At 61.9% G+C, this 20,740-nt stretch carries 20 protein-coding genes; 9 read left to right on the forward strand and 11 right to left on the reverse strand.

What is annotated here, in order from left to right; all coding sequences use genetic code 11:
* Window positions 1–87: 87 nt before the first annotated feature.
* The gene (locus VFB05_RS07895) at window positions 88–2,283 is read left to right on the forward strand and encodes a penicillin-binding protein 1A (protein WP_325010745.1); all 2,196 of its coding nucleotides are present in this window, start codon (window positions 88–90) and stop codon (window positions 2,281–2,283) included.
* A gap of 175 nt (window positions 2,284–2,458) precedes the next feature.
* Here the strand turns inward: VFB05_RS07895 and VFB05_RS07900 are convergent, their stop codons facing one another.
* The 6 genes from VFB05_RS07900 to VFB05_RS07925 all read right to left on the reverse strand — a co-directional run bounded on the left by VFB05_RS07900 (window position 2,459) and on the right by VFB05_RS07925 (window position 9,406).
* Window positions 2,459–3,403, reverse strand: a complete 945-nt coding sequence (locus VFB05_RS07900) for an MBL fold metallo-hydrolase (protein ID WP_325010789.1) — start codon at window positions 3,401–3,403, stop codon at window positions 2,459–2,461.
* A gap of 253 nt (window positions 3,404–3,656) precedes the next feature.
* Window positions 3,657–5,048, reverse strand: coding sequence for a TolC family outer membrane protein (locus VFB05_RS07905; RefSeq protein WP_325010747.1), 1,392 nt, complete (start codon window positions 5,046–5,048; stop codon window positions 3,657–3,659).
* A gap of 204 nt (window positions 5,049–5,252) precedes the next feature.
* Entirely contained in the window at window positions 5,253–6,092 is an 840-nt protein-coding gene (locus tag VFB05_RS07910) for a SprT family zinc-dependent metalloprotease (RefSeq protein ID WP_325010750.1), read from the reverse strand.
* 239 nt (window positions 6,093–6,331) lie between these two features.
* Window positions 6,332–7,669: a polyhydroxyalkanoate depolymerase gene (locus VFB05_RS07915; protein ID WP_325010752.1), complete on the reverse strand. Its 1,338-nt coding sequence runs from the start codon at window positions 7,667–7,669 to the stop codon at window positions 6,332–6,334.
* A gap of 127 nt (window positions 7,670–7,796) precedes the next feature.
* Window positions 7,797–8,615 (reverse strand): ABC transporter permease, encoded by an 819-nt coding sequence (locus tag VFB05_RS07920; RefSeq protein WP_325010754.1) that lies wholly within the window; start codon window positions 8,613–8,615, stop codon window positions 7,797–7,799.
* Window positions 8,612–9,406 carry an ABC transporter ATP-binding protein gene (locus tag VFB05_RS07925; protein WP_325010756.1) on the reverse strand — a complete coding sequence of 265 codons (795 nt, stop codon included), beginning with the start codon at window positions 9,404–9,406 and terminating at the stop codon, window positions 8,612–8,614. Before VFB05_RS07925 ends, VFB05_RS07920 begins: the two co-directional genes overlap by 4 nt.
* Window positions 9,407–9,530: 124 nt before the next feature.
* Here VFB05_RS07925 and VFB05_RS07930 point away from each other — a divergent pair, with 124 nt between their 5' ends.
* The 3 genes from VFB05_RS07930 to VFB05_RS07940 all read left to right on the forward strand — a co-directional run bounded on the left by VFB05_RS07930 (window position 9,531) and on the right by VFB05_RS07940 (window position 12,096).
* Window positions 9,531–10,847: an ActS/PrrB/RegB family redox-sensitive histidine kinase gene (locus VFB05_RS07930; RefSeq protein ID WP_325010758.1), complete on the forward strand. Its 1,317-nt coding sequence runs from the start codon at window positions 9,531–9,533 to the stop codon at window positions 10,845–10,847.
* Between the two features lie 203 nt (window positions 10,848–11,050).
* The gene (locus VFB05_RS07935; protein ID WP_325010760.1) at window positions 11,051–11,605 is read left to right on the forward strand and encodes an ActR/PrrA/RegA family redox response regulator transcription factor; all 555 of its coding nucleotides are present in this window, start codon (window positions 11,051–11,053) and stop codon (window positions 11,603–11,605) included.
* Window positions 11,606–11,760: 155 nt separating this feature from the next.
* Window positions 11,761–12,096: a hypothetical protein gene (locus VFB05_RS07940; RefSeq protein ID WP_325010763.1), complete on the forward strand. Its 336-nt coding sequence runs from the start codon at window positions 11,761–11,763 to the stop codon at window positions 12,094–12,096.
* Between the two features lie 7 nt (window positions 12,097–12,103).
* On the opposite strand, the gene VFB05_RS07945 is transcribed toward VFB05_RS07940, so the two are convergent.
* The gene (locus tag VFB05_RS07945; protein WP_325010765.1) at window positions 12,104–12,586 is read right to left on the reverse strand and encodes an MmcB family DNA repair protein; all 483 of its coding nucleotides are present in this window, start codon (window positions 12,584–12,586) and stop codon (window positions 12,104–12,106) included.
* 183 nt (window positions 12,587–12,769) lie between these two features.
* Here VFB05_RS07945 and VFB05_RS07950 point away from each other — a divergent pair, with 183 nt between their 5' ends.
* Entirely contained in the window at window positions 12,770–13,438 is a 669-nt protein-coding gene (locus VFB05_RS07950; protein WP_325010767.1) for an MBL fold metallo-hydrolase, read from the forward strand.
* Window positions 13,439–13,475: 37 nt separating this feature from the next.
* On the opposite strand, the gene VFB05_RS07955 is transcribed toward VFB05_RS07950, so the two are convergent.
* Window positions 13,476–14,738, reverse strand: coding sequence for a PHB depolymerase family esterase (locus VFB05_RS07955; RefSeq protein ID WP_325010769.1), 1,263 nt, complete (start codon window positions 14,736–14,738; stop codon window positions 13,476–13,478).
* Between the two features lie 324 nt (window positions 14,739–15,062).
* Window positions 15,063–15,419 (reverse strand): DUF1428 domain-containing protein, encoded by a 357-nt coding sequence (locus VFB05_RS07960; protein WP_325010771.1) that lies wholly within the window; start codon window positions 15,417–15,419, stop codon window positions 15,063–15,065.
* Between the two features lie 60 nt (window positions 15,420–15,479).
* On the opposite strand from VFB05_RS07960, the gene VFB05_RS07965 reads away from it, so the two are divergent.
* Complete coding sequence (locus tag VFB05_RS07965; RefSeq protein ID WP_325010773.1) at window positions 15,480–15,674, forward strand: hypothetical protein; 195 nt, start codon at window positions 15,480–15,482, stop codon at window positions 15,672–15,674.
* A gap of 2 nt (window positions 15,675–15,676) precedes the next feature.
* Here VFB05_RS07965 and VFB05_RS07970 read toward each other — a convergent pair whose 3' ends face one another.
* On the reverse strand, window positions 15,677–16,066 hold the full coding sequence (locus tag VFB05_RS07970) for a response regulator (RefSeq protein ID WP_325010775.1): 390 nt from the start codon (window positions 16,064–16,066) through the stop codon (window positions 15,677–15,679).
* A gap of 95 nt (window positions 16,067–16,161) precedes the next feature.
* On the opposite strand from VFB05_RS07970, the gene VFB05_RS07975 reads away from it, so the two are divergent.
* Both VFB05_RS07975 and VFB05_RS07980 read left to right on the forward strand, forming a co-directional pair.
* The gene (locus tag VFB05_RS07975; protein ID WP_325010777.1) at window positions 16,162–17,199 is read left to right on the forward strand and encodes a chemotaxis protein CheB; all 1,038 of its coding nucleotides are present in this window, start codon (window positions 16,162–16,164) and stop codon (window positions 17,197–17,199) included.
* An 8-nt stretch (window positions 17,200–17,207) separates the two neighbouring features.
* A complete protein-coding gene (locus tag VFB05_RS07980; protein ID WP_325010779.1) occupies window positions 17,208–17,465 on the forward strand; it encodes a hypothetical protein in 258 nt (85 codons plus the stop codon).
* Window positions 17,466–17,636: 171 nt separating this feature from the next.
* Here the strand turns inward: VFB05_RS07980 and VFB05_RS07985 are convergent, their stop codons facing one another.
* Window positions 17,637–17,831, reverse strand: coding sequence for a hypothetical protein (locus VFB05_RS07985; RefSeq protein ID WP_325010781.1), 195 nt, complete (start codon window positions 17,829–17,831; stop codon window positions 17,637–17,639).
* A gap of 158 nt (window positions 17,832–17,989) precedes the next feature.
* On the opposite strand from VFB05_RS07985, the gene VFB05_RS07990 reads away from it, so the two are divergent.
* Window positions 17,990–20,740: CheR family methyltransferase (locus VFB05_RS07990; protein ID WP_325010783.1), on the forward strand; the 2,751-nt coding region annotated here is incomplete at its 3' end.

Genomic DNA, 20,740 nt, shown 5'->3' on the forward strand with positions numbered 1-20,740 from the left:
CGATATCGCATCCGATTAACCATCGTTTAAGACGGCCTTAAACCCGTGCCGCTACTTTGCGCATGGGTTGTATTGGGCGTTTTGCGTATGGCGTGGGGACGGAAAAAAAAGGGCGGGCGCAAGGAGCCGATATTCGGTCTTGCCGCGGCGCTTTCCGACCTGCGGCTGTCGCCCGAGGATCGCGTTCCCGGTGACGGCAGCGACAAACCGAAGAAAGCCGCCAAGCGAAAAATCGACGATGACGACGATGACGACGAGCCGCCGCCGGTCGAGCGGAAGCCACGCGTGACCCGCGCCGAGGCAAAGCGCCGAGCGAAGTCGCGCGCACGCCTGCCGATCGGGCGGATGTTTTATTGGTGCGTCGTGCTCGGCCTGTGGGGCGCGATTGCAACCGTCGGTCTCGTGGTGTGGGTCGGCGCGCATCTGCCGGCGATCCAGTCGCTGGAAATCCCGAAACGGCCGCCGACAATCCAGATCACCGCCGCCGACGGCAGCGTGCTCGCCATTCGCGGCGAAATGCCCGGCGCCAATGTCGCGTTGAAGGACCTGCCGCCGTATCTGCCGAAGGCGTTCATCGCGATTGAAGACCGCCGCTTCTACCATCATTTCGGCATCGATCCCTGGGGCATTTTGCGCGCGGCCGTGACCAACGTTCTGCATCGCGGCGTCTCGCAGGGCGGCTCGACGCTGACCCAGCAGCTCGCCAAGAACCTGTTCCTGACCCAGGAGCGCACGTTTCAGCGCAAATTGCAGGAAGCTGAGCTCGCGATCTGGCTGGAACGCAAGCACTCCAAGAACGAGATTCTCGAGCTCTATCTCAACCGCGTCTATTTCGGCTCCGGCGCCTATGGCGTGGAAGCAGCAAGCCAGCGCTACTTCGGCAAATCAGCCAGGCACGTGACGCTGGCGGAAGCCGCAATGCTCGCCGGTCTCGTCAAGTCGCCTTCCCGCCTGGCACCGAACCGCAATCCCGAAGGCGCCGAACAGCGGGCGCAAACCGTGCTTGCCGCGATGGCGGATGCGAAGTTCATCACGGAGGCACAGGCGCAGGCCTCGATCGGTCATCCCTCCTACAACGTGAAGCCGGTCGGCGCCGGCACGGTCAACTATGTCGCCGACTGGATCGGCGAGGTGCTCGACGACCTGGTCGGCCAGATCGAGCAGAGCGTCGTGGTGGAAACCTCGATCGATCCGAAACTGCAGGCGGTCGCGGAAGCCGCCGTGATCGACGAACTCGCGGCCAAAAGCGTGAAGTTCGACGTCACGCAGGGCGCGCTGGTGGCGATGTCACCGGATGGCGCGGTCCGCGCCATGGTCGGCGGCCGCAACTATTCGGAGAGCCAGTATAACCGCGCGGTGACGGCGAAACGCCAGCCGGGCTCGGCGTTCAAGCCGTTCGTCTATCTCACCGCGATCGAATCCGGCCTGACGCCGGAAACGGTTCGGCAGGACGCTCCGCTCGATATCAAGGGCTGGAAGCCGGAGAACTACAGCCATCAATATCTCGGTCAGGTCACGCTGACCCAGGCGCTCGCGATGTCGCTCAACACGGTCGCGGTGCGGCTCGGGCTTGAGGTCGGGCCGAAGAACGTCGTGCGCACCGCGCATCGGCTCGGCATTTCATCGAAACTCGACGCCAATGCCTCGATCGCGCTCGGCACAAGCGAAGTCTCGATGATCGAGCTGGTCGGCGCCTATGCGCCCTTTGCCAATGGCGGCCTCGGCGTCTCGCCGCACGTCGTCACCAAGATCCACACCCTCGATGGCAAGGTTCTCTACGCGCGTCAGAGCGATCAGCTCGGCCAGGTGATTGATCCGCAATACGTCGCGATGATGAACAGGATGATGCAGGAAACGCTGCTCTCGGGCACCGCGCACAAGGCCGAGCTGCCGGGCTGGATGGCCGCCGGCAAGACCGGAACCAGCCAGGATTTCCGCGACGCCTGGTTCATCGGCTATACGGCCAACCTCGTCACCGGCGTCTGGCTCGGCAATGACGACAATTCGCCGACCAAGAAAGCGACCGGCGGCGGCTTGCCGGTGGAAATCTGGACCCGCTTCATGAAGGCGGCGCATCAAGGCGTGACGCCGGTGCCGTTGCCGGCCTCGCAACCGGGCGGAATGCTCGCCACCATCGCGCAAGCGATAACACCCCCTAACGCCGTCGCCCCGCCGTCTTCCGCCCCGGCCCGGGCTGCGCCGACGCGAACGTCAGCCGCGGTGCGGCCTGAGCCCGACGCCGGTCTCGACGGCTGGCTGATGCAGCGGCTGTTTGGGCGCTAGGGCGCCTGGTACTTGTCTTTGCCCTCATGGTGAGGAGGCGTCTCGAACCATGAGGCCGAGTGTTGCACCGCAATCGATGACCTCCAGACGTCTTCACGTCAGCGCATGCCGAAATGGCGGCTGCCCAAGGTGATAGGCAGCCGCAATCACATCCCCCAACACTTGGCGAGGGCTTTCAATCTTCGCGACTCGCAAACTTGCGATACAGGGCAAGATCGTCGAAAGCAGGCCCCTCGCCGCGCCGGACGTCGATATCCGGTCCAAGGACAAGCGACGTGCCGAGACCGGCATAAATGTACCTTGTGCCGAATGCCTTCTTCAGCGCTGCAAAGCTCGGCTCGCCGGTGCAGTGACCGGGAGCAATATTCTCAACTTTGAACTTGTCCTTGAGCGCGCTCACGATCTTCTCAATGGCATCATCGGTGGCCACGACAAGGTGAAAGCCTCCGGCAATCAAATGAATTTTCGGATTGATGGCCGCCGCGGCCTCCACAATTCGCTCAATTCCCGGATGCGAACAGCCGACAATGAGAAGCAGTCCATCCGGCGTGTTCACAGCGAGGGATAGCTCCTTGAGCTCCCTTGTGCCGGGGAGGTCGGAGATCATCGCTATAAGCGTAATGCCGGGAGCAATCTCTGTCGTCTGATCGATCAGCTGGAATTGCGCGTTGGGCCAGGCTGCACCGAACTGCATCACTTGCGGTGGCTTGCCCCCGTAATATCGCATCTCTTCGGGCAGGGCCTCATCCTTGCGGTAAAAAGCCGACGGCAGCGACGAGCCGAAGATTCCGAAGCTTTCCTTGGGCGCATAAATCTTGACTGTCGGATTTACGCTCAAGACGTAGCTCAATCCAGCCATGTGATCGGAGTGGCGGTGCGACAGGACGACGAAATCGAGCGTGGTGAGGTCAACACCTTTTGCCTTCACATTCTTCTCGAAGATCGCGGCGTTGTCTCCAGTATCAAAGAGAATCCGCTTTCCCGCGATTTCCACCAAGGCGGAAAAACCCCAGTCCTTTGTCATTGTGGGATCGGTGCCGAACGCGTCGTAAAGGATCGTAATCTTGCCGTTCGGCTCACCCGAGATGGCCACCGGCGTGCTCGCCGTCATGGCCGCCATAAAGGCGGCAATAATGAAAATCCAATTTTTCGATTTCATGGACGTGCCTCCTCTTGGTTGAGTTCAGCTAAAAGTCCAGTAACAGCCTCCAATCCAATTTGAAGATCGAGACGGTGTAGCTGGAGCCTGGCCGGCTGAGCAACGAAGCATTTTGACGCTGGGCTTGGGAGTACGCCGAAGACAATTGCCGCGCGCTTTCATTGCGGCCCGGATATCGCGGCCTGGAGATCAAATCAGGATCGCGCTCACCGAATTACCGCCCGTCTGGCGTGCGGACGCCGACCCATTTGTCGCGCACCTGCTGATAGTGAACGCTGGGATCATAGGTGGTCGTCGGCAGATGCAACACCTGCGGCGACAGGCGGCCGATCGCGTTCAGCACGGCGTAGGATGCGACAACGCGGTCATGCTGCGCCGTCACCAGCGCGACGCGGGCATTCACCAGCGTCTGCTGCGCGTTCAAGATATCGATCACGGTGCGCTGGCCGACCTGGGCTTCCTTGGTGGTGCCGAGATAAGCGATTTCCGATGCGTCGACCTGCGATTGCGCAGCTTTGACCTGCGCCTTGCCCGCGAGTAGCTGACCCCATGCGGTCACCAGGTCAGCGCGAGCCTGATCGCGCACCTGCTCCAGCGTGAGACGCTGCTGCTCCAGCGTTTCCTTGGACTGGCGGATCAGCGCATATTCCGCCCCGCCCTGATAGACGGGCACCGTGGCCTGCGCCGTCGCCGAGGCGCTGAACGACTTGACCTGCGCGATGGTCTGTTGCCAGCCCTTCTGGACCGTGGCCTGCAACGAGACGGTCGGAAGCAGCGCGCCCTCGTTGATTTTCACAGTGAGGAAGCTGACGTCGATGCCGTACATGGCGGCAGTCACGTTGGGATTTTCGACCAAAGCGAGATTGGTCGCATCGCGCACCGTTGCCGGCAGATAGCGATCGACCGGCGAGGCCGGTTGCAGGTTCGACGGTTCGTTGCCGATGATGCGGCGGAAGTTTGCGCGCGTGGTCGTGAGCGTCGCTTCAGCCGACAGCTCCTGGGTCTTGCCCGCCGCAAGCTGCGCTTCCGACTGGGCGACGTCGGTCGGGGTGACGAGGCCCGCGCTGTAGCGGTCGCGGGTCTGCTTCAACGTCAGCTCGAGCACCCTTGTGTTGCTGCGCTGGACCTCGAGGATCGCAGCATCGCGCAGGTAATCCATATAGATGGTGGCGGCCGAGAGCAGGACCGACTGCTCCATGAGGCGCAGACTTTCGCGGGCGCCAAAGACCTGGCTTTCCGCGGCACGCGTCTTGTTGGCGGTCTGATTGCCGTTGTAGAGCGTCTGGGTCGCGGTGATGCCGGCGGCGTGAGGGGATTGCGGTCCCACCGCGCTCCTCGCGCCCGTCGCTCCGATCACGATCTCGTCGGTGTACTGGTAGCCGCCGCTCAAGGTCGCCGTGACCTTCGGGCGATAGCCGGCCAGCGCCTGCGGGACGTTTTCGTCGGTCGCGCGCACCAGAGCGCGCTGGGCATTGAGCTGCGGGTTGCTCTGATAGGCGCGCAGCAGCGCGCTCTCCATGGTGTCGGCGTGGACGGAAAATGCCGCCACTTGACCAAGGAAAACGACGGCCGCCGTTGCTCCGCCCGCAGCTCGACCCCCAAGCATATTCAATTTATCCAACGCCTTATGCAGTATGACAACATCCATACGCAATCCAGATGTTGATCAAAAGCGCATAGCTGTGCACTGGCCTGCACGCCGGCGTGATGACGGTCGGAATATCCGTGACTGTTGCCTTTTTGCGCACGGCGCGCCGCTCAAGAGAGCGGCAGCGATGGCTTAGGTCAGAGCAGCCCTACGAGCCGCGACTCAGTCCTGGATGCCGTAGCGATGGAGGTCGTTGCCGTGGGTATCGAGCCAGGTCTTGGCGCGTTCGACATGGCTGCAGACTTTCGCCACCACCTTCCAGAACCGCGCCGAATGGTTCATCTCGACGAGATGGGCAACTTCGTGGGCCGCGAGATAGTCGAGCACGTAAGGCGGCGCGAAGATCAGCCGCCAGGAGAACGACAGCGAACCGGCCGAGGTACATGAACCCCAGCGGCTCGACTGGTCGCGGATCGAGAGCCGCCGGACCTTGACGCCAAGCTCCTGCGCATAAGAGGCGGCTGCCTTCTGCAGATCCTTGCGGGCTTCTCGCTTGAGAAAATCATGAACGCGCCGCTCGGTATGTTCGACGCCGCCCGCTACGCAGAGGATGCGCTCGCCGCTGTCGCGAACCTCGGTCCAGACCGTGCCGCGCTGACCCGCGCGGTGCACGATTCTATGGGGAGCGCCGCGGAGCGGCACCACTGTTCCCGGAAGAAAGGGTGCAGCCTTGGGCAATCGGCCGAGACGAGCAGCGATCCAGCCGCCGTGACGCTGCGCAAAGTCCTTGGCATCGGCGATCGTGCCGCGCGGCGGGATGGTGAGGATCGCCTCGCGGTCGCTCGGATGAATTCGTAAGGTGTAACGGCGCGCGCGGCGGTGCCGGCGGAGCCGGACCGAGTAGATCTGGGAGCCGTGTTTGATCAAAAGCCTCGAAGGCTCGTAGGGCCGCCGATAAAGGAGCGCGCGAGTGGCCATGTCGGTAAGTCCGGGGAGTAAGAGTTCGCCCGGATTCTGCCATATCCGCCGCCAGGGAAATCGCTCTGCGCAAAAACAAATCATTTGCCCAATATACAGGGGTTCGGGCGTTCTCCGGCCCTACAGAATGGGCCTGGAACTCAAAAAATTGGGCGCAAAGACTCCCTCCGAGGGGGTCAAAGAACAGAATTAAGATTCATTACTTCGGGCGCGGGTAGATTCGCGTTTCCTGGGGTCAATTCAGGGGGTTAGCGGACCCGCAGCGAACGGCGATGTTCGTGCGGAAACGCGATTTCGCGTTCATTCAGCAACGTCTGCGCGTTTCACTCCGCAGCGTAAGCGAGCGAAGGCTTCATGCCCTTCATGTTTGCTGAAGACACCATGAAATCGGAGATACGCGGCACGATTTCCGATTTGAAACGCGAGCCGTTGAACACGCCGTAGTGGCCAACCCCCTTCTGCACGTAGTGCACGCGGCGATGGTCGGGGATTGAACTGCACAGCGTGTGGGTCGCCTCGGTTTGACCGAGCCCCGAAATGTCGTCGTTCTCGCCTTCGACCGTCATCAATGCGACGCGGCGTACCCGGGAGGGATCAACCTGCTTGCCGCGATGGGTCATCTCGCCCTTCGGCAGCGCATGCTTGACGAAAACGGTGTCGACCGTCTGCAGGTAATACTCCGCCGATAGGTCCATCACCGCCAGATATTCGTCGTAGAAGTCGCGGTGTTTGTCGACGAGATCGCCGTCACCCTTCACCAGGTTGCGGAACAGTTCCTTGTGAGCGTCCATGTGACGGTCGAGATTCATGCTGATGAAGCCGTTCAGCTGCAGGAAGCCCGGATAGACGTCGCGCATCACGCCCGGATGCGGAAACGGCACCTTGGTGATGACGTTGTGGCGGAACCAGTCGATGCCGCGCTCGGCGGCAAGGTCGTTGACGGCGGTGGGATTGCGTCGGGTATCGATCGGGCCACCCATCAGCGTCATGGAAAGCGGAACAAACGGATCATTCTCGGCTTCCATGATGGAAACCGCAGCGACCACCGGCACGGAAGGCTGGCACACCGCGATCACATGCATATTGCCGCCCAGCTCATGCAGCATCTCGATCACGTAGTCGATGTAATCATCGAGATCGAAGCGGCCGGCGGCAAGTGGCACCATGCGTGCGTCGGCCCAGTCGGTGATGTAGACCTCGTGGCCGGGCAGGAAGGCTTCGACCGTGCCACGCAGCAACGTCGCATAGTGGCCGGACATCGGTGCGACGATCAGCACTCGCGGCTGGGGGCTGCGCAAGGGCCGCGTCAGCTTGCGGTCGAAGTAGAGCAGCCGGCAGAACGGCTTTTCCCAGACGGTGCGAATCTCGACCGGCGTGCGGATGCCGTTGACGTCGGTGTCGTGGATGCCCCATTCCGGTTTGCCGTAGCGGCGCGTCGTGCGCTCGAATAATTCGCAGGCCGCCGCGATCGATTTGCCGGCCTCGGTGTGCGACCACGGATTGAGTGGATTCTGAAACAGGATTTTGGTGGCGTCGGTCACGGCGCGCGCGGGATTGAGCGACGCGTGCGCCATTTCGTACATCCAGTACATCGGCGTCGTTAATGCCGGACTGCCTTCGACCACCCTAGGCGGCGCGCCGCCAAACTCGCCAATCGGCATTTAGCCCTCATGTCCCTTTTGCGCTGCAATATAGTGCAGAAAGCAAAATAAAGCGTCAATCTATAGATCGGCGTTCCCGCAGAGATTAACAAGCTGCAAGGAGGAAAACCCGGGGTTTTACCGGTGTTTATTCGCCGACCTGGATCAACGAACCGTGCCGCCGGGCGCTCTTGAGGAGCATCAGAAACACGCAAAATGACGCGATCATGAGCGCCACATTGATGGCGACCGCATACACCATCAGGTCGGCGCGAAAGACATGTTCCGTGAGCAGGGCCCGCATGCCCTCGAACACATAGGTCGGCGGCAGCGTCCAGGCGACCAGCTGCAACCAATGCGGCAGCACCGTTACCGGGTAGTAGATGCAGGCGAGCGGCATCATCGCAAACATCAGCGTCCAGACGATGCTCTCGGCGCCCAGGCCATGACGCAGCACGAGGCCCGAAACGAAGATCCCGACCGACCAGCTGGTGAAGATCAGGTTGCAGAAGAAGGCGATCAGCGGCAGTCCGATCGCGTAGAAATTGAAGCCGAAGAAGACCATCGCGAGCAGCGTCATCGGCACGATGCCGATCACGAGCCGGATCAGGCTCATCACCATCAGCGTCAGCAGAAATTCGATCGGCTTCAACGGGCTCATCATCAGGTTGCCGAGATTGCGCGCCCACATCTCTTCCAGAAAGGAGATCGAAAAGCCGAGCTGGCCGCGGAACAGGATGTCCCACAGGATCACAGCGCCGACTAGCGTGCCGCCGGCGCGGGCAAAAAATCCGGCGTTCTGCGACACGTAGTTCTGGATGAAGCCCCAGGTGATGATCTGCAGCGCCGGCCAGTAGAGCAGCTCCAGCATCCGCGGCCATGACGAGATCAGCACATACCAGTAACGCAGGATCATGGCCGCGATCCGCTGCGGCGAGATGCCCATGACGAGCGCAGGCTGGCTCATGACGTCGTTTCCTGAACGCGGCCGCGGGCGACGTCGAGAAACACTTCCTCCATCGTCGCGCGGTTGTAGCGCGCCATGATCTGCTCCGGACTGTCGTCGTCCTCGATGCGGCCGCGCTTCATGATGATGACGCGGTCACACAGCCGTTCCACCTCCAGCATGTTGTGGGAGGCGAGCAGGATGGTCGCCGCGTTTTGCTTGCGATAGGTCTCGAGATGCTGCCGCACCCAGTCGGCGGTGTCGGGATCGAGTGAAGCGGTCGGCTCATCCAGCAGTAACAATTCCGGCTCGTTGATCAGCGCCTTTGCCAGCGCCACGCGGGTCTTTTGACCGGCCGAGAGTTTGCCGCTGGGGCGGTCGAGGAATTCGACGAGGTCGAGGTCGGCGGCAAGCTTTTCGATTCGAGCGCGCAGATTTGCCACCGAATAGAGGCGGCCGAAGATCGTCAGGTTTTGCCGCACCGTGAGGCGCGAAGGCATGTCAACGTAAGGGCTTTCGAAATTCATCCGGCCGAGCACCTCGGCGCTCTCGTCCGGCATCGGGTGCCCCAGCACCTCGATCCGCCCCGAGGTCGGCAAAACCAGTCCCATGATCATGGCGATCGTCGTGGTCTTGCCGGCGCCGTTGCCGCCCAAAAGCCCTGTGATGCTGCCGCGCGCAATCGCGAACGAGATATCGTCGACCGCCCGCGTCGTATTGTAGGTCTTCGACAGATGCGCGACGTCGATGGCGGCGGCTTCGCGCCGACCGGGCTGGGCAGGTGGAGGCTTTATCGTGCCGTCGTTCGTCATCGAGCCTGTTCATTGAGCCATCTGACCTGCTTAGGCAAGGCTTCCCGTGGCCTTTGGTCGCGTGAAAGCCGATCAACGAAATTTGTCGTCGGGCGCTTGCGCCGCTAGAGTCGCGACAGTGCTCATGCCTGACACCACCACAACCGATTTTCGCCTGCCGCGCCGTCAGGTCCGCCTGGACACGATCCTGCGGCTGCGCTGGCTTGCCGCGCTCGGCCAGCTCGCCGCGATCTTTATCGTCGAGCAGGGTCTCGAATTCGACGTCGAGGTGGTGCCGTGCCTGGCCATTGTCGGCTTCTCCGCGCTGCTCAACCTGTTTCTTCAGGTCTGGTTCAATCCGATGGAGCGGCTGGAGCCGTTGTTTGCGGCGGCGCTGCTCGCGCTCAACATCATCGAACTCGCCGGGCTGTTGTTCTTTACCGGCGGCTTGCAGAATCCGTTCTCGTTCCTGTTTATCGCACCGGTCCTGATCTCATCGACCGCGCTGCCGATCCGCCTGACCATCGCGCTCGGAATGCTCGCGGTCGCCTGCGCGTCTGTGCTGGTCTTCCTCTACTTCCCGCTGCCCTGGGACAGCGACGATCCGCTGGTGCTGCCGCCGATCTATCTGTTCGGGGTCTGGCTTTCGATCGTGGTCGCGATCGGCGTCACCAGCCTTTATGCGTTTCAGGTCGCTGAAGAAGCGCGCAAGCTCTCCGATGCGCTCGCGGCCACCGAGCTCGTGCTGGCGCGCGAACAGCATCTCACCCAGCTCGACGGCCTTGCGGCCGCGGCCGCCCATGAACTGGGGACGCCGCTGTCGACGATCTTTCTCATTTCGCGCGAACTGGAACAGGGCGTGAAGGACAAGCCGCAGCTTGCGGCCGACATCAAGACGTTGCGCGAGCAGGCGCAGCGCTGCCGCGACATTCTCGGCAAGATCACGCAGCTATCCTCCAGCGGCGCGCCGTTCGACCGCATGCCACTGTCCACGCTGATCGAGGAGACCGTGGCGCCGCATCGCGATTTCGACGTCGCGATCAAGGTGCGCATCGCCGTCTCCGGCACGCCCGAGCCGGCCGGAGCGCGCAATCCGGCCATCATTTACGGTGTCGGCAACATCCTGGAGAACGCGGTCGATTTTGCCCGTGAGAGCGTGGAAGTGAACGCCTGGTGGGACGCTGAGACCGTCGAAATCGTCATCTCCGACGATGGTCCGGGCATTGCGCCCGAGCTGCTCAAACGAATCGGCGAGCCCTATCTGTCGCGTCGCCGCGAGCGGGACGAAAGCCAGGAGACGCGCAGCGGCCTCGGGCTTGGCGTGTTCATCGCCCGCACCTTGCTCGAACGCACCGGGGCCCGGGTTTCCTTTACCAACCGCGTGTTTCCGGACCACGGCGCGGTGGTGCAGATCGTGTGGCCGCGGAACCGCTTTGAGGTCAAGGACCCGGAGTTAACCTGAGTGAGTGAAATCGCCGGTGAGCGGTCTTGGCAGCGCCACGCAAGACGCCATATGTTGAGGGTCTAGAGCTCCGATTCCGAAGTTCGCAAGCCATCGCGGCAACCCCGGATGCGAACTTCGGAATCAAAGGAGCTCTAATAAATTTATTGGTTTTCTAGTGCGGTTTCAAAATTCGCCGCACTAGTGGAAAGGACGACGTTATCTTGAGCGCTATCGCCGAACTTGCCGGGCACACCGATCGCTCCTTGCTGATCGTGGAAGACGACAAGCCGTTTCTGGAGCGCCTTGCGCGCGCCATGGAGACGAGGGGCTTTGCGGTAACCTCCTGTGAGAGCGTCGCCGACGGATTGAACCAGATTGCGAAAGCCGCGCCCGCTTTTGCGGTGGTGGATCTGCGGCTCGGCGACGGCAACGGCCTCGACGTCGTCTCTGCCTTGAAGCGCAAGCGCCCCGAGGCGCGCGCGATCATCCTGACCGGTTATGGCAATATCGCCACTGCCGTCACCGCCGTGAAACTCGGCGCGGTGGACTATTTGTCAAAACCTGCCGATGCCGACGATGTGGTGTCGGCGCTGCTCGCCAGCGGCAACCAGAAATCCGAACTGCCGAGCAATCCGATGTCGGCTGATCGCGTTCGCTGGGAGCACATCCAGCGGATTTACGAGATGTGCAACCGCAACGTCTCGGAAACGGCGCGACGGCTCAACATGCATCGCCGCACCCTGCAGCGCATTCTCGCCAAGCGAGCCCCGCGCTGACTGCAAGCTCCGACGCCGTTCAGGTGAATGACACCGAATTCATGTTGCTGATCGCTGCCTGAACGGCCCGTTCAGCGCGGCTTCCGGTGAGCGGGCCTAGCCTTCTGCCGTGGTGGATGCCCCCATCCACATTGAGTTTAACGGAGAAGCAAGTCATGACCCGCATCAAGCTGTTTTCGATGGCTGCACTGACCCTCGCAACGCTCGGCACTTCGTTGACGGCTGCGTCCGCAGAGACCCCGTGGCAGTACAATCATCCGCGCCGCGCCGAAGTGAATGCGCGTCTCGGTTACCAGAATTACCGCATCGACCGGGGCGAGGCCTCGGGGCGCATTTCGCCCTATCGCGCCGAGCGGCTTCACGCCGAAGACGGCGTCATCCGCAACGAGGAACGCGCCATGGCGCGCATCAATGGTGGTTACATCACCCCTGCCGAGCAGCGCGCGCTGAACCAGCAGGAGAACGTGGTCAGCCGGCAGATCAGCCGGTAATCCCGGGCTAGAACTCGAGATGGCCTTGCGGGTCGACCAGACGGTTGATCCGCAGCGCCGCCGCCATGCCGAACCGCACTGTCATCGATTTGCGGGTCGCAGCCGGCAGCCGATGTTCTGGCGCGGGCCGCATCAGATGCGCGCCATAAGCGTCGGCAATGATCAACCCTGTTTCTTCGGGGAAAATCTCGCACGGCAGGCTTTGCGTGAACGCAAAGAACAGCCGGTCGCAATGCGCGCGGTAGTCCGGCCACTTCTGGTCGGCGCGCAAATCCTCGACCGAGGATTTGATCTCGACGATCCAGATTTCGCCGCGGTCATTGAGAGCGACGAGGTCGGCGCGTCGCCCCGAAGGTAGCGGCAATTCGGCGACACTGCTAAAGCCCAGCGAATGCAGCAGCCGCGACGTGCCGCGCGCGATCAGGAGCGCCGTCTCCGATTGGCGGCCATCCGGTGCGGGGACGATATTGAGCCTGGCGAGCGATTCCATGATGCCAGCATAAAGCCTGGCTCATCAGGTGGAAACGGTTTTGCGCCGGGGTGCGTGACGTCGGGACACTGCGGCCTGTTCCGCAAGGGCAGCGCGGCCCAACTTTCCGGCCCAAGTTTCCGGTCCAAGTTTCCGGCCTAACTTTCCCTTGGCGGCTGGCAAAAAATCGGCAATGTGCGCCTCATGGCACAGCAAACCGAAAGCAAGGCGAAGGCCGGGGCGATGATCATCCCGGTCACGCCGTTTGAGCAGAACTGCACCCTGATCTGGTGCACGGCGACGCAAAAGGCTGCCGTTATTGACCCCGGCGGCGACGTTGCGAAAATTCAGGCCGCCATCAAAGAGGCCAAAGTGAGCGTCGAGAAGATCTGGCTCACTCACGGCCATATCGATCATGTCGGCGGCGCCGCTGATCTGCGCGATGCACTGAAGGTCGAGATTCTGGGCCCGCACATCGCCGACAAGTTCCTGCTCGACCATGTGGTCGAAAGCGGCGCGCGTTTCGGCATGACCGGCGTGCGCAACTTTGCGCCGGATCGTTGGCTCGAGGAAGGCAATCAAGTCTCAGTCGGTGAACTGACGTTCGATATTCTGCATTGCCCCGGCCATTCGCCGGGCAGCGTGGTGTTCTTCAACAAGGACATCCGCTTTGCCCATGTCGGCGATGTCCTGTTCAATGGTTCGGTCGGACGAACCGATCTGCCTGGTGGCGATCACGCCACGCTGATCAAATCCATCACGGACAAGCTGCTGCCGCTCGGCGACGATGTCGGCTTTATTTGCGGGCATGGGCCCGGCTCGCGGATTGGCCAGGAGCGGATGACCAATCCATTCCTGACCGGCGCGATGTGAGGGCCGGCGGTGCGATCACGCACTGCCGGGGCGCGCTTCATTTCATGAGACCCGCGGCGGTCAAGGCGCGGGTGATGACGGCGCCGACGTCGAGGACGCGGCTTCGCCTCGGTTTTTCCTTCGGCTTTTCCTTCAGCTTTTCTTTGGCCTTTGCCGTCGACCTTGCTTTTGGCTTTTCCCTGGACTTCGGCGTCTCTTTCGTCGTCAGCAACGGCTGCAGGATCTTGCCGAGGTCGGGTGCGAGCGTCGAGATCGGCGAAGCCAGCGGGATCAACTTCGCGCTGGGGGACTCGGTGGTCGCGGGCGAGGCAGTCTTCGCGAGCTTCGGGACGCGGTTGGTCAGCCCGAAGAAGTTCGCAATGTGATAGGAGGACGAAATGCCGGCCTCGATCAGAAACGGGCCTTCCTTGCCATATCGTTCGTCATTCTCGGCTTTGCCGAGCGGCGTGCCGTGAGCCATGTCGGTGATGGTGTAGGACTCGACGACGGTTTCTCCATCTGCATTCCACCAGATCTCGTGCGGATGACCGTCGACCATGCCTTCCGACATCGGATGCGACGGCAGCCGATGGACGTCCAGCCATTGCTTGACGATCTCGTCGGCATTGGCGGGGTTGACGGTGCGGTCCGCGCTGCCGTGCCAGACCGAAACCCGCGGCCAGGGTGCGCGGTGCTTTGAAGCGTTGCGCACCAGGCTGCCCAGCTCTTCGGCCGAGCGCGACGGCGAGCGCAGCATGCCATTCATGGCCTCGCGCACATTGCTCGCAATTCCGTAGGGAAGTCCGGCGATGATCGCGCCGGCGGCAAAGACTTCCGGATAGGTCGCCAGCATGACCGAAGTCATGGCGCCACCCGCGGAAAGTCCGGTGATGAAAATGCGATGCTTGTCGATCCGGTGCTGGCTCACCATGCGCGCGATCATCTGCCGGATCGAGCAGGCTTCGCCGTGGCCGCGCCTGGTGTCGCCCGGATTGAACCAGTTGAAACAGGTGTGAGCGTTGTTGCTTGCCTGCTGCTCCGGCATCAGAAGCGCAAAGCCGTAGTGCTTTGCGAGCGTCGACCAGCCGGCGCCGTGGTCGTAACCCGCGGCCGTCTGTCCGCAGCCGTGCAGAACGACAACAAGTGCCGGCGATGGCGGCAGGCTCGGCGGCACAAAGGAATACATCCGCAAGCCGCCCGGATTGGTGCCGAATTGCCGGGTCTCCACCAACGCAGAGCCGCGCAGCGCGAGGCCGACGGCGTCCCATCCATGCAGCCGGGGAAACTGGCGCAGGAATTCTATGTTTCTGGCAAGCGACACCGGCTACTCCTTAACCCGAAAATCGGGACGCACCTGAAATCAGATAAATGCTGCGCTGCAAAATAAAAAGACCGTGTGCTGTCGGTCCTCAGAAATATTTGTTCGTGTTCGCAGCCAAAAAGCACACGATGCATCCTTGACAAAAATCCGAAGCATGCGACCCGGCGTGCCGATTGTATCGTTTGCGAATCGCAAGCGGCATCGCTGACCAATCGTTGCGATCAGCATTTCATTGGCGACTGAACGCTTTTGTGATGGGCTTTCGTCTGCGCCGCGATCAACGCGATCAAACCGAGACGTTATTTCGGCTGCAAGGCGCCCGTCTCACCTGCGGCCCATGGTGTAGAGAGGATTGAAGCAGCCAAGTATGAGCCGCTTCGGGTCGAAAGGAATTTCGCCCGACGGCTCCAGGCGCTTGTCCTCGTGCATTCTTGCTTCGGCAGCCTCAAGCGTCGCCTTGTTGGGCCACACTTGCCAGGTGAAAACGATCTTCTCGTCATCCTTCGCATCCACCGCGCGGCGAAAGTCGGTCAATTTGCCGGTCGGGACATTGTCCTCCCAAGACTCGACGATCTCGATGCAACCATATTCCCTGAAGATAGCCGCGCCGTTCTCGGCCCATTTCCGATAGGCCTCCATCTTGTCGCCGGGAACTGGAATCACGAATCCTGCGATGTACATGTTTTCCTCGGACTAACTTGCGATAACGCGCATGCTAAGAATCGCGTGCATGATTGGCCGATGCAAGAGCTGATCTCAAAAGCCAACCAGGCGATTCTGGAATCGCATTGTTTGCGGAGAGAGGGACGCTCGCTACGCCTCGAGGCAGCGGTGCTGGCAAACGAACTCGACCGGACGATTCGTCGATCCCGTCGCGTCGAAAGCGAATCTGCCGATCTCAAGACCAGCCTCGACCGCGCGTTTTCGAAACCCTGATCTCAGTTGCCCTTGATCATGTTCGTCAATTCGCTGGCCATCGCCCTCATGTCCAGCGGCTTGCCGAGCAATCGCACGTCCTGGAATTCAGATTCGATCGAGCCCTTGTCGTAGCCCGTGGTGAAGACGAACGGCACCTTGCGCGAGCGCAGCACGCGCGCCAGCGGGAAAGCCATCTCGTTGCGCAAATTGATATCGACGATCGCCGCGTCGATGGCGATGTCGCGGTCGACGATATCGGTTGCCTGCTCGAGGTCGCCAAAAGGCCCGACGACGCGCGCGCCCAGCGCCGTCAGCGTCCGAACGATGTCGTCGGCGAGAAAATATTCGTCCTCGATCACGAGGACGCGGCGGCCCGCCAGCGGGCCTGGACTCTCGGTGTGTGGGGTCATTTCGCTGCCCAACGTGAACGGCCAATTCCCAATAGGAACATATGCCGTAGGGCCGCCTTGATGCAAACGGCAATGGGCTCTCGAGGGCCGGTTCCATGAGCAATCGCGACATTATTGTGATCGGAGGCTCTTCAGGAGCGACGGCGCCGTTGAAGGAGATTCTCGGGCGGTTGCCCGCCGACCTGCCGGCGGCGGTGTTCGTGGTCCTGCATATTCCCGCGCAAGGGATCGGCATTCTCTCAACCGTTGCGAGTGCGGTCAGCCGCCTGCCGGTGGTTCAGGCCGAAAGCGGCATGGTGATCGAGAACGGCCACATCTATCTCGGCGCGCCCGATCATCATCTGCTGCTGTTCGAAAGCCACATCATGCTCGGGCGCGGTCCGCGGGAAAACATGGTGCGCCCGGCGATCGATGCGCTTTTCCGCTCGGCAGCACTGCAATATGGCCCGCGCGTCATCGGCGTGGTCCTGTCAGGATTGCTGTCCGATGGCGCCGCGGGTCTCACCGCCATCAAACAATGCGGCGGCGTCGCCCTCGTGCAGGACCCGATGGATGCGATTGCGGACGAGATGCCGCTGCGGGCGCTGGAGGCCACGACGGTCGATCTTTGTGTGCCGGGCACCAGGATCGGCGATGTCTTGTCCGATCTCGCGCGGGAGCAACCCGGAACCAGACTTCCGGTCCCGCCGGAGATCCGCCTCGAGGTCGAGATCGCCGCCGGCGAGCGCATCGGCAGCGACAATCTCGCCAGGATCGCCGATCCCGCGCCGCTCACCTGTCCGAGTTGCGGCGGGGTGCTCTCGGAACTCAAGCCCGAGCACCCGCTGCGCTTTCGCTGCCAGGTCGGCCATGCCTATACGGCCGACACGCTGGCCAAGGAGCAGGAAAGCAAGGTCGATGAGGCCTTGCGCGTGGCGCTGCGCATCATCGAGGAAAGAGCCGAACTGGTGACGCGTATGGCGAAAGATGGCCGGCACAGCGGGCGCGCGTCGGTGGCACAGATGTATGACACGCGCGCGGCGGAATATCGCGAATATGCCGACATGATCCGGCGCGTCATGCTACATTCGCTCGATCCCAACGCTCCGCAAACCCAGGCTCCGAAAACCAAGGCTCCGAAAGCGGAGAGTTAGGTCTTAGCATGGCAGTCTTTCCTGTTGAGCAGGGCGAGGAGTTGAGGGCGGAGAAAGCGCTTCTGCTCAAGGCTGAAAAGGACATCGAGGACGGCTGGCGGCGGCTGCGCAACCAGAAGCAGCTGCTTTCGGACTTGCAGGCCGGCGGTCATGACTCGAGGCAGGCGGAGCGGCTCGTTCAGCTTTTGCACGAGACGCTGATCGAATGGGAACGCCATCGGGTCCTGATCGAGGAGCGAGTATCCTACCTGGAGCGGCATTCCTGACCGGAAGGCCTAGTGTCCCGCTTCCGAAGTTCGTAGCATTCTTCGGAGCCACGTTTCGAACTTCGGAATCGAAAGGACACTAGCAAACCTATTGATCTAGTGTGGCTTTGGTTCAGAAGTCCGCATGACGTACCCGCGGCATCAAATGATGCGGACTTCTGAACCGCCACACTAGGGAGGGGCCGGGCGGCGCGCCTTCCTGAAGTCGGCGCCCAGCTCGAACATGTAGTCCAATTGTTGCAGCACGCTCCGGCGCCAGCGGTCGTTCTCGTCGAGGAGACGGCAGGCCTGTGCGCTCGCCAGGTCGGCACGAACGAACAGCGCCTGAAGTTCGTCGGACAAATCAATGGCGGGTTTTGGAACCATGGCCGACTATGGTCTTCCACCGCCGGCATTACAATCGCGGTCGTGAGGCTTGCGAACCCGTCCGCCGTTTTCATCGATAATCTGTTGAACGGGCTCGCAATCTGCTATTCACGAAAATCCAGGCAAATCGCCCGGAAAGAAGTAGAAAGCCGCCAGGCATGGATGAACCCAGCCGGTCTCCGACAGGAGACAGCAATCGTCAGACGAAAGCACCGCTCGTCATCGGAGTTGGCGCGTCCGCCGGCACCATGAGCAGCATCGAGCGGTTCTTCTCGAAATTCTCGCTCGATGACGGGCAGGCGATCGTGCTTGTCCTGCAGCATCGGGAGGCCTTCGACGAGGGCTGGTTGCGCAGCGTGCTCGCGCGTCTTGACGGCACCCGGCTTGCCGAGCCGCGCGACGGCGCGGAGATCGAGGGCGGCACGATCTATCTGTGCGCGGCGGATGCGATCACCACCATCCAGAACGACAAATTCGCCGTCAGGCCGGCGCAGCAGGCGCCGGGCGAGCGGGCGACGATCGACAGCTTCCTCGTCTCGCTGGCCGAAGAGCGCGCCGAGCAGTCGATCGGCGTGGTGCTCGCGGGTACCGGCGGCGATGGAACGCTGGGGGTCGCGACGCTCAAGGATCACGGCGGATTGGCGCTCTCCGAGAAGACCGCGAGCGAAAACTCCGATCTTCTGGTCGACAGCTCAACGCCGGCGGCAATCGCAGACTTTGTGCTGACGCCGGAAGATATTCCCGAACACATCCAGGTTTACGCCCGTCACTTGCGCCGGCTGGAGGAAAAGCAGGGCTTTGACGAGGTGCTTGCCGCGGCCGCCACCTCGCTTTCGCGCATCGCCGACATTCTGCGCAACAAGACCGGCAACGATTTCCACGGCTACAAGCAGAACACCTTCCTGCGGCGCGTGCAGCGGCGCATGCAGATCGTGCAGATCGACGGGATTGCCGCTTACGTCGACTTCCTGCGCAACGACAAGGACGAGGGACTGCATCTCTTCAACGATCTTTTGATCGGCGTGACCGAGTTCTTTCGCGACAAGCGCGAATTCGAGGTGCTCGAGACCCAGGTCATTCCCAAGATTTTCGAAGACAAGGGCGCGGGCCAGCAGGTTCGCATCTGGGTGCTTGGCTGCGCCACGGGAGAGGAGGCCTACTCGATCGGCATCCTGCTTCGCGAACATATGGCAAAGCTCGACACCGCGCCCCAGGTGCAGATCTTTGCCACCGACATCGATGGCCGCGCGCTGGCCGCAGCAAGAGTCGGCCGCTACCGCACCTCGATCGAGGACGACATGTCGGCCGAGCGGCTGGCGCGCTGGTTCGTGCGGGAAGGCGACACCTATTGTATCGTCAAGGAGCTGCGCGAAATGTGCATCTTCTCCCAGCACAACGTCATCAAGGACGCGCCCTTCTCCAAGCTCGATCTCGTCTCCTGCCGCAACCTTCTGATCTATCTGAATGCCGAATTGCAGAACCGCGTGATTCCGCTGTTCCATTTCGCGCTGTTGCCAAACCGCTTCCTGTTTCTCGGTAACTCGGAGAACGTGACGCGGCATCCGAAACTGTTTGCGCCGGTCGATCGCCGCGCGCGGATCTTCAAGAAGCTTGAAACGGGCACGCGGCTGCCACCGGAATTCCCGATTACGTCAGTGGCGGGGCGGGCTGCCGTCGAGATACCCCCGGTTCGTTCCTTCGGGCCCGATGTCGGCCTGGAGCGCCGCGCCCAGCGCATCGCCGAACGATATGCGCCGGCCTATGTGATCACGGACGAGAATTTCCAGATCCTGCATTTCTCCGGTCGCACCGGCCGTTACATCGAACCCACGGCGGGAACGGCAACGCTCGATCTGCTCGGCCTCGTTCACCGCGACATCCGTCTTGAACTGCGCACCGCCTTGAGCCGTGCGGTCGAGACCAACGAACCGGCGCACGCCGAGCAGGTCCAGCTCGGCCTCAACGGCCATCGCGTCCTGGTCGACATCACGGTCGAGCCGGTGCTCGACGGACCGGCAGGCCACCGCAATTTCGTGGTGCTGTTCAAGGACGGCCCGGTCCGCGTGGTCGAGACCACCGAGAATAATCCAAATGTGCTGGTTCGGACCGAGCATGTCGAACGGCTCGAAAGCGAATTGCGGGCCACGCGCGAGCGATTGCAGGCCACCATCGAGGAGCTGGAGAGCACCAACGAGGAGCTGAAATCCTCCAACGAGGAATACCAGTCCCTCAACGAAGAACTGCAGTCGGCCAATGAAGAGCTGGAAACCTCGCGCGAGGAGTTGCAGTCGGTCAACGAGGAACTGACGACCGTCAATGGCGAGCTGGCGCATCGGGTGCAGGAATTGACCCGCGCCACCAGCGACCTGAAGAATTTCCTTGAAAGCACGCAGATCGCCACCGTCTTCCTCGATAACGATCTGCGCGTGATGAACTTCACGCCGGCGATCACGCAGGTTCTGCACCTTGTCGAAACCGATGTCGGCCGTCCCGTCGCGCACATCAAGGCACGTATTCCGATCGAGGACCTCTATGACGATGTCCGCCGTGTGCTGCGGACGCTAGCCAGTGCAGAGCGAGAACTGACCGCGCCCGACAGCGGAACGCGCTACATCGTCCGCATCCTGCCTTATCGCTCGATCGACAATTTCATCGCCGGCGTCGTGATCACCTTCATCGACGTCACGGCGATTGCCCGGGCCGAAGATCGCCAGCGGCTTCTTCTTGCTGAATTGCAGCACCGGGTTCGCAATACGCTCGGCGTGGTTCGCTCGATCGCGCGGCGTTCGTCCGAAACCTCGACCAGCGTCGAGGACTATGCGGCGCATCTCGACGGCCGGCTGAACGCATTCGCGCGGACGCAAGCCATGGTCACGCGCGATCCGGAAGGAGGCGTCGATCTCGAATAT

The organism is Bradyrhizobium sp., from assembly GCF_035652035.1.
GTDB lineage: Bacteria > Pseudomonadota > Alphaproteobacteria > Rhizobiales > Xanthobacteraceae > Bradyrhizobium.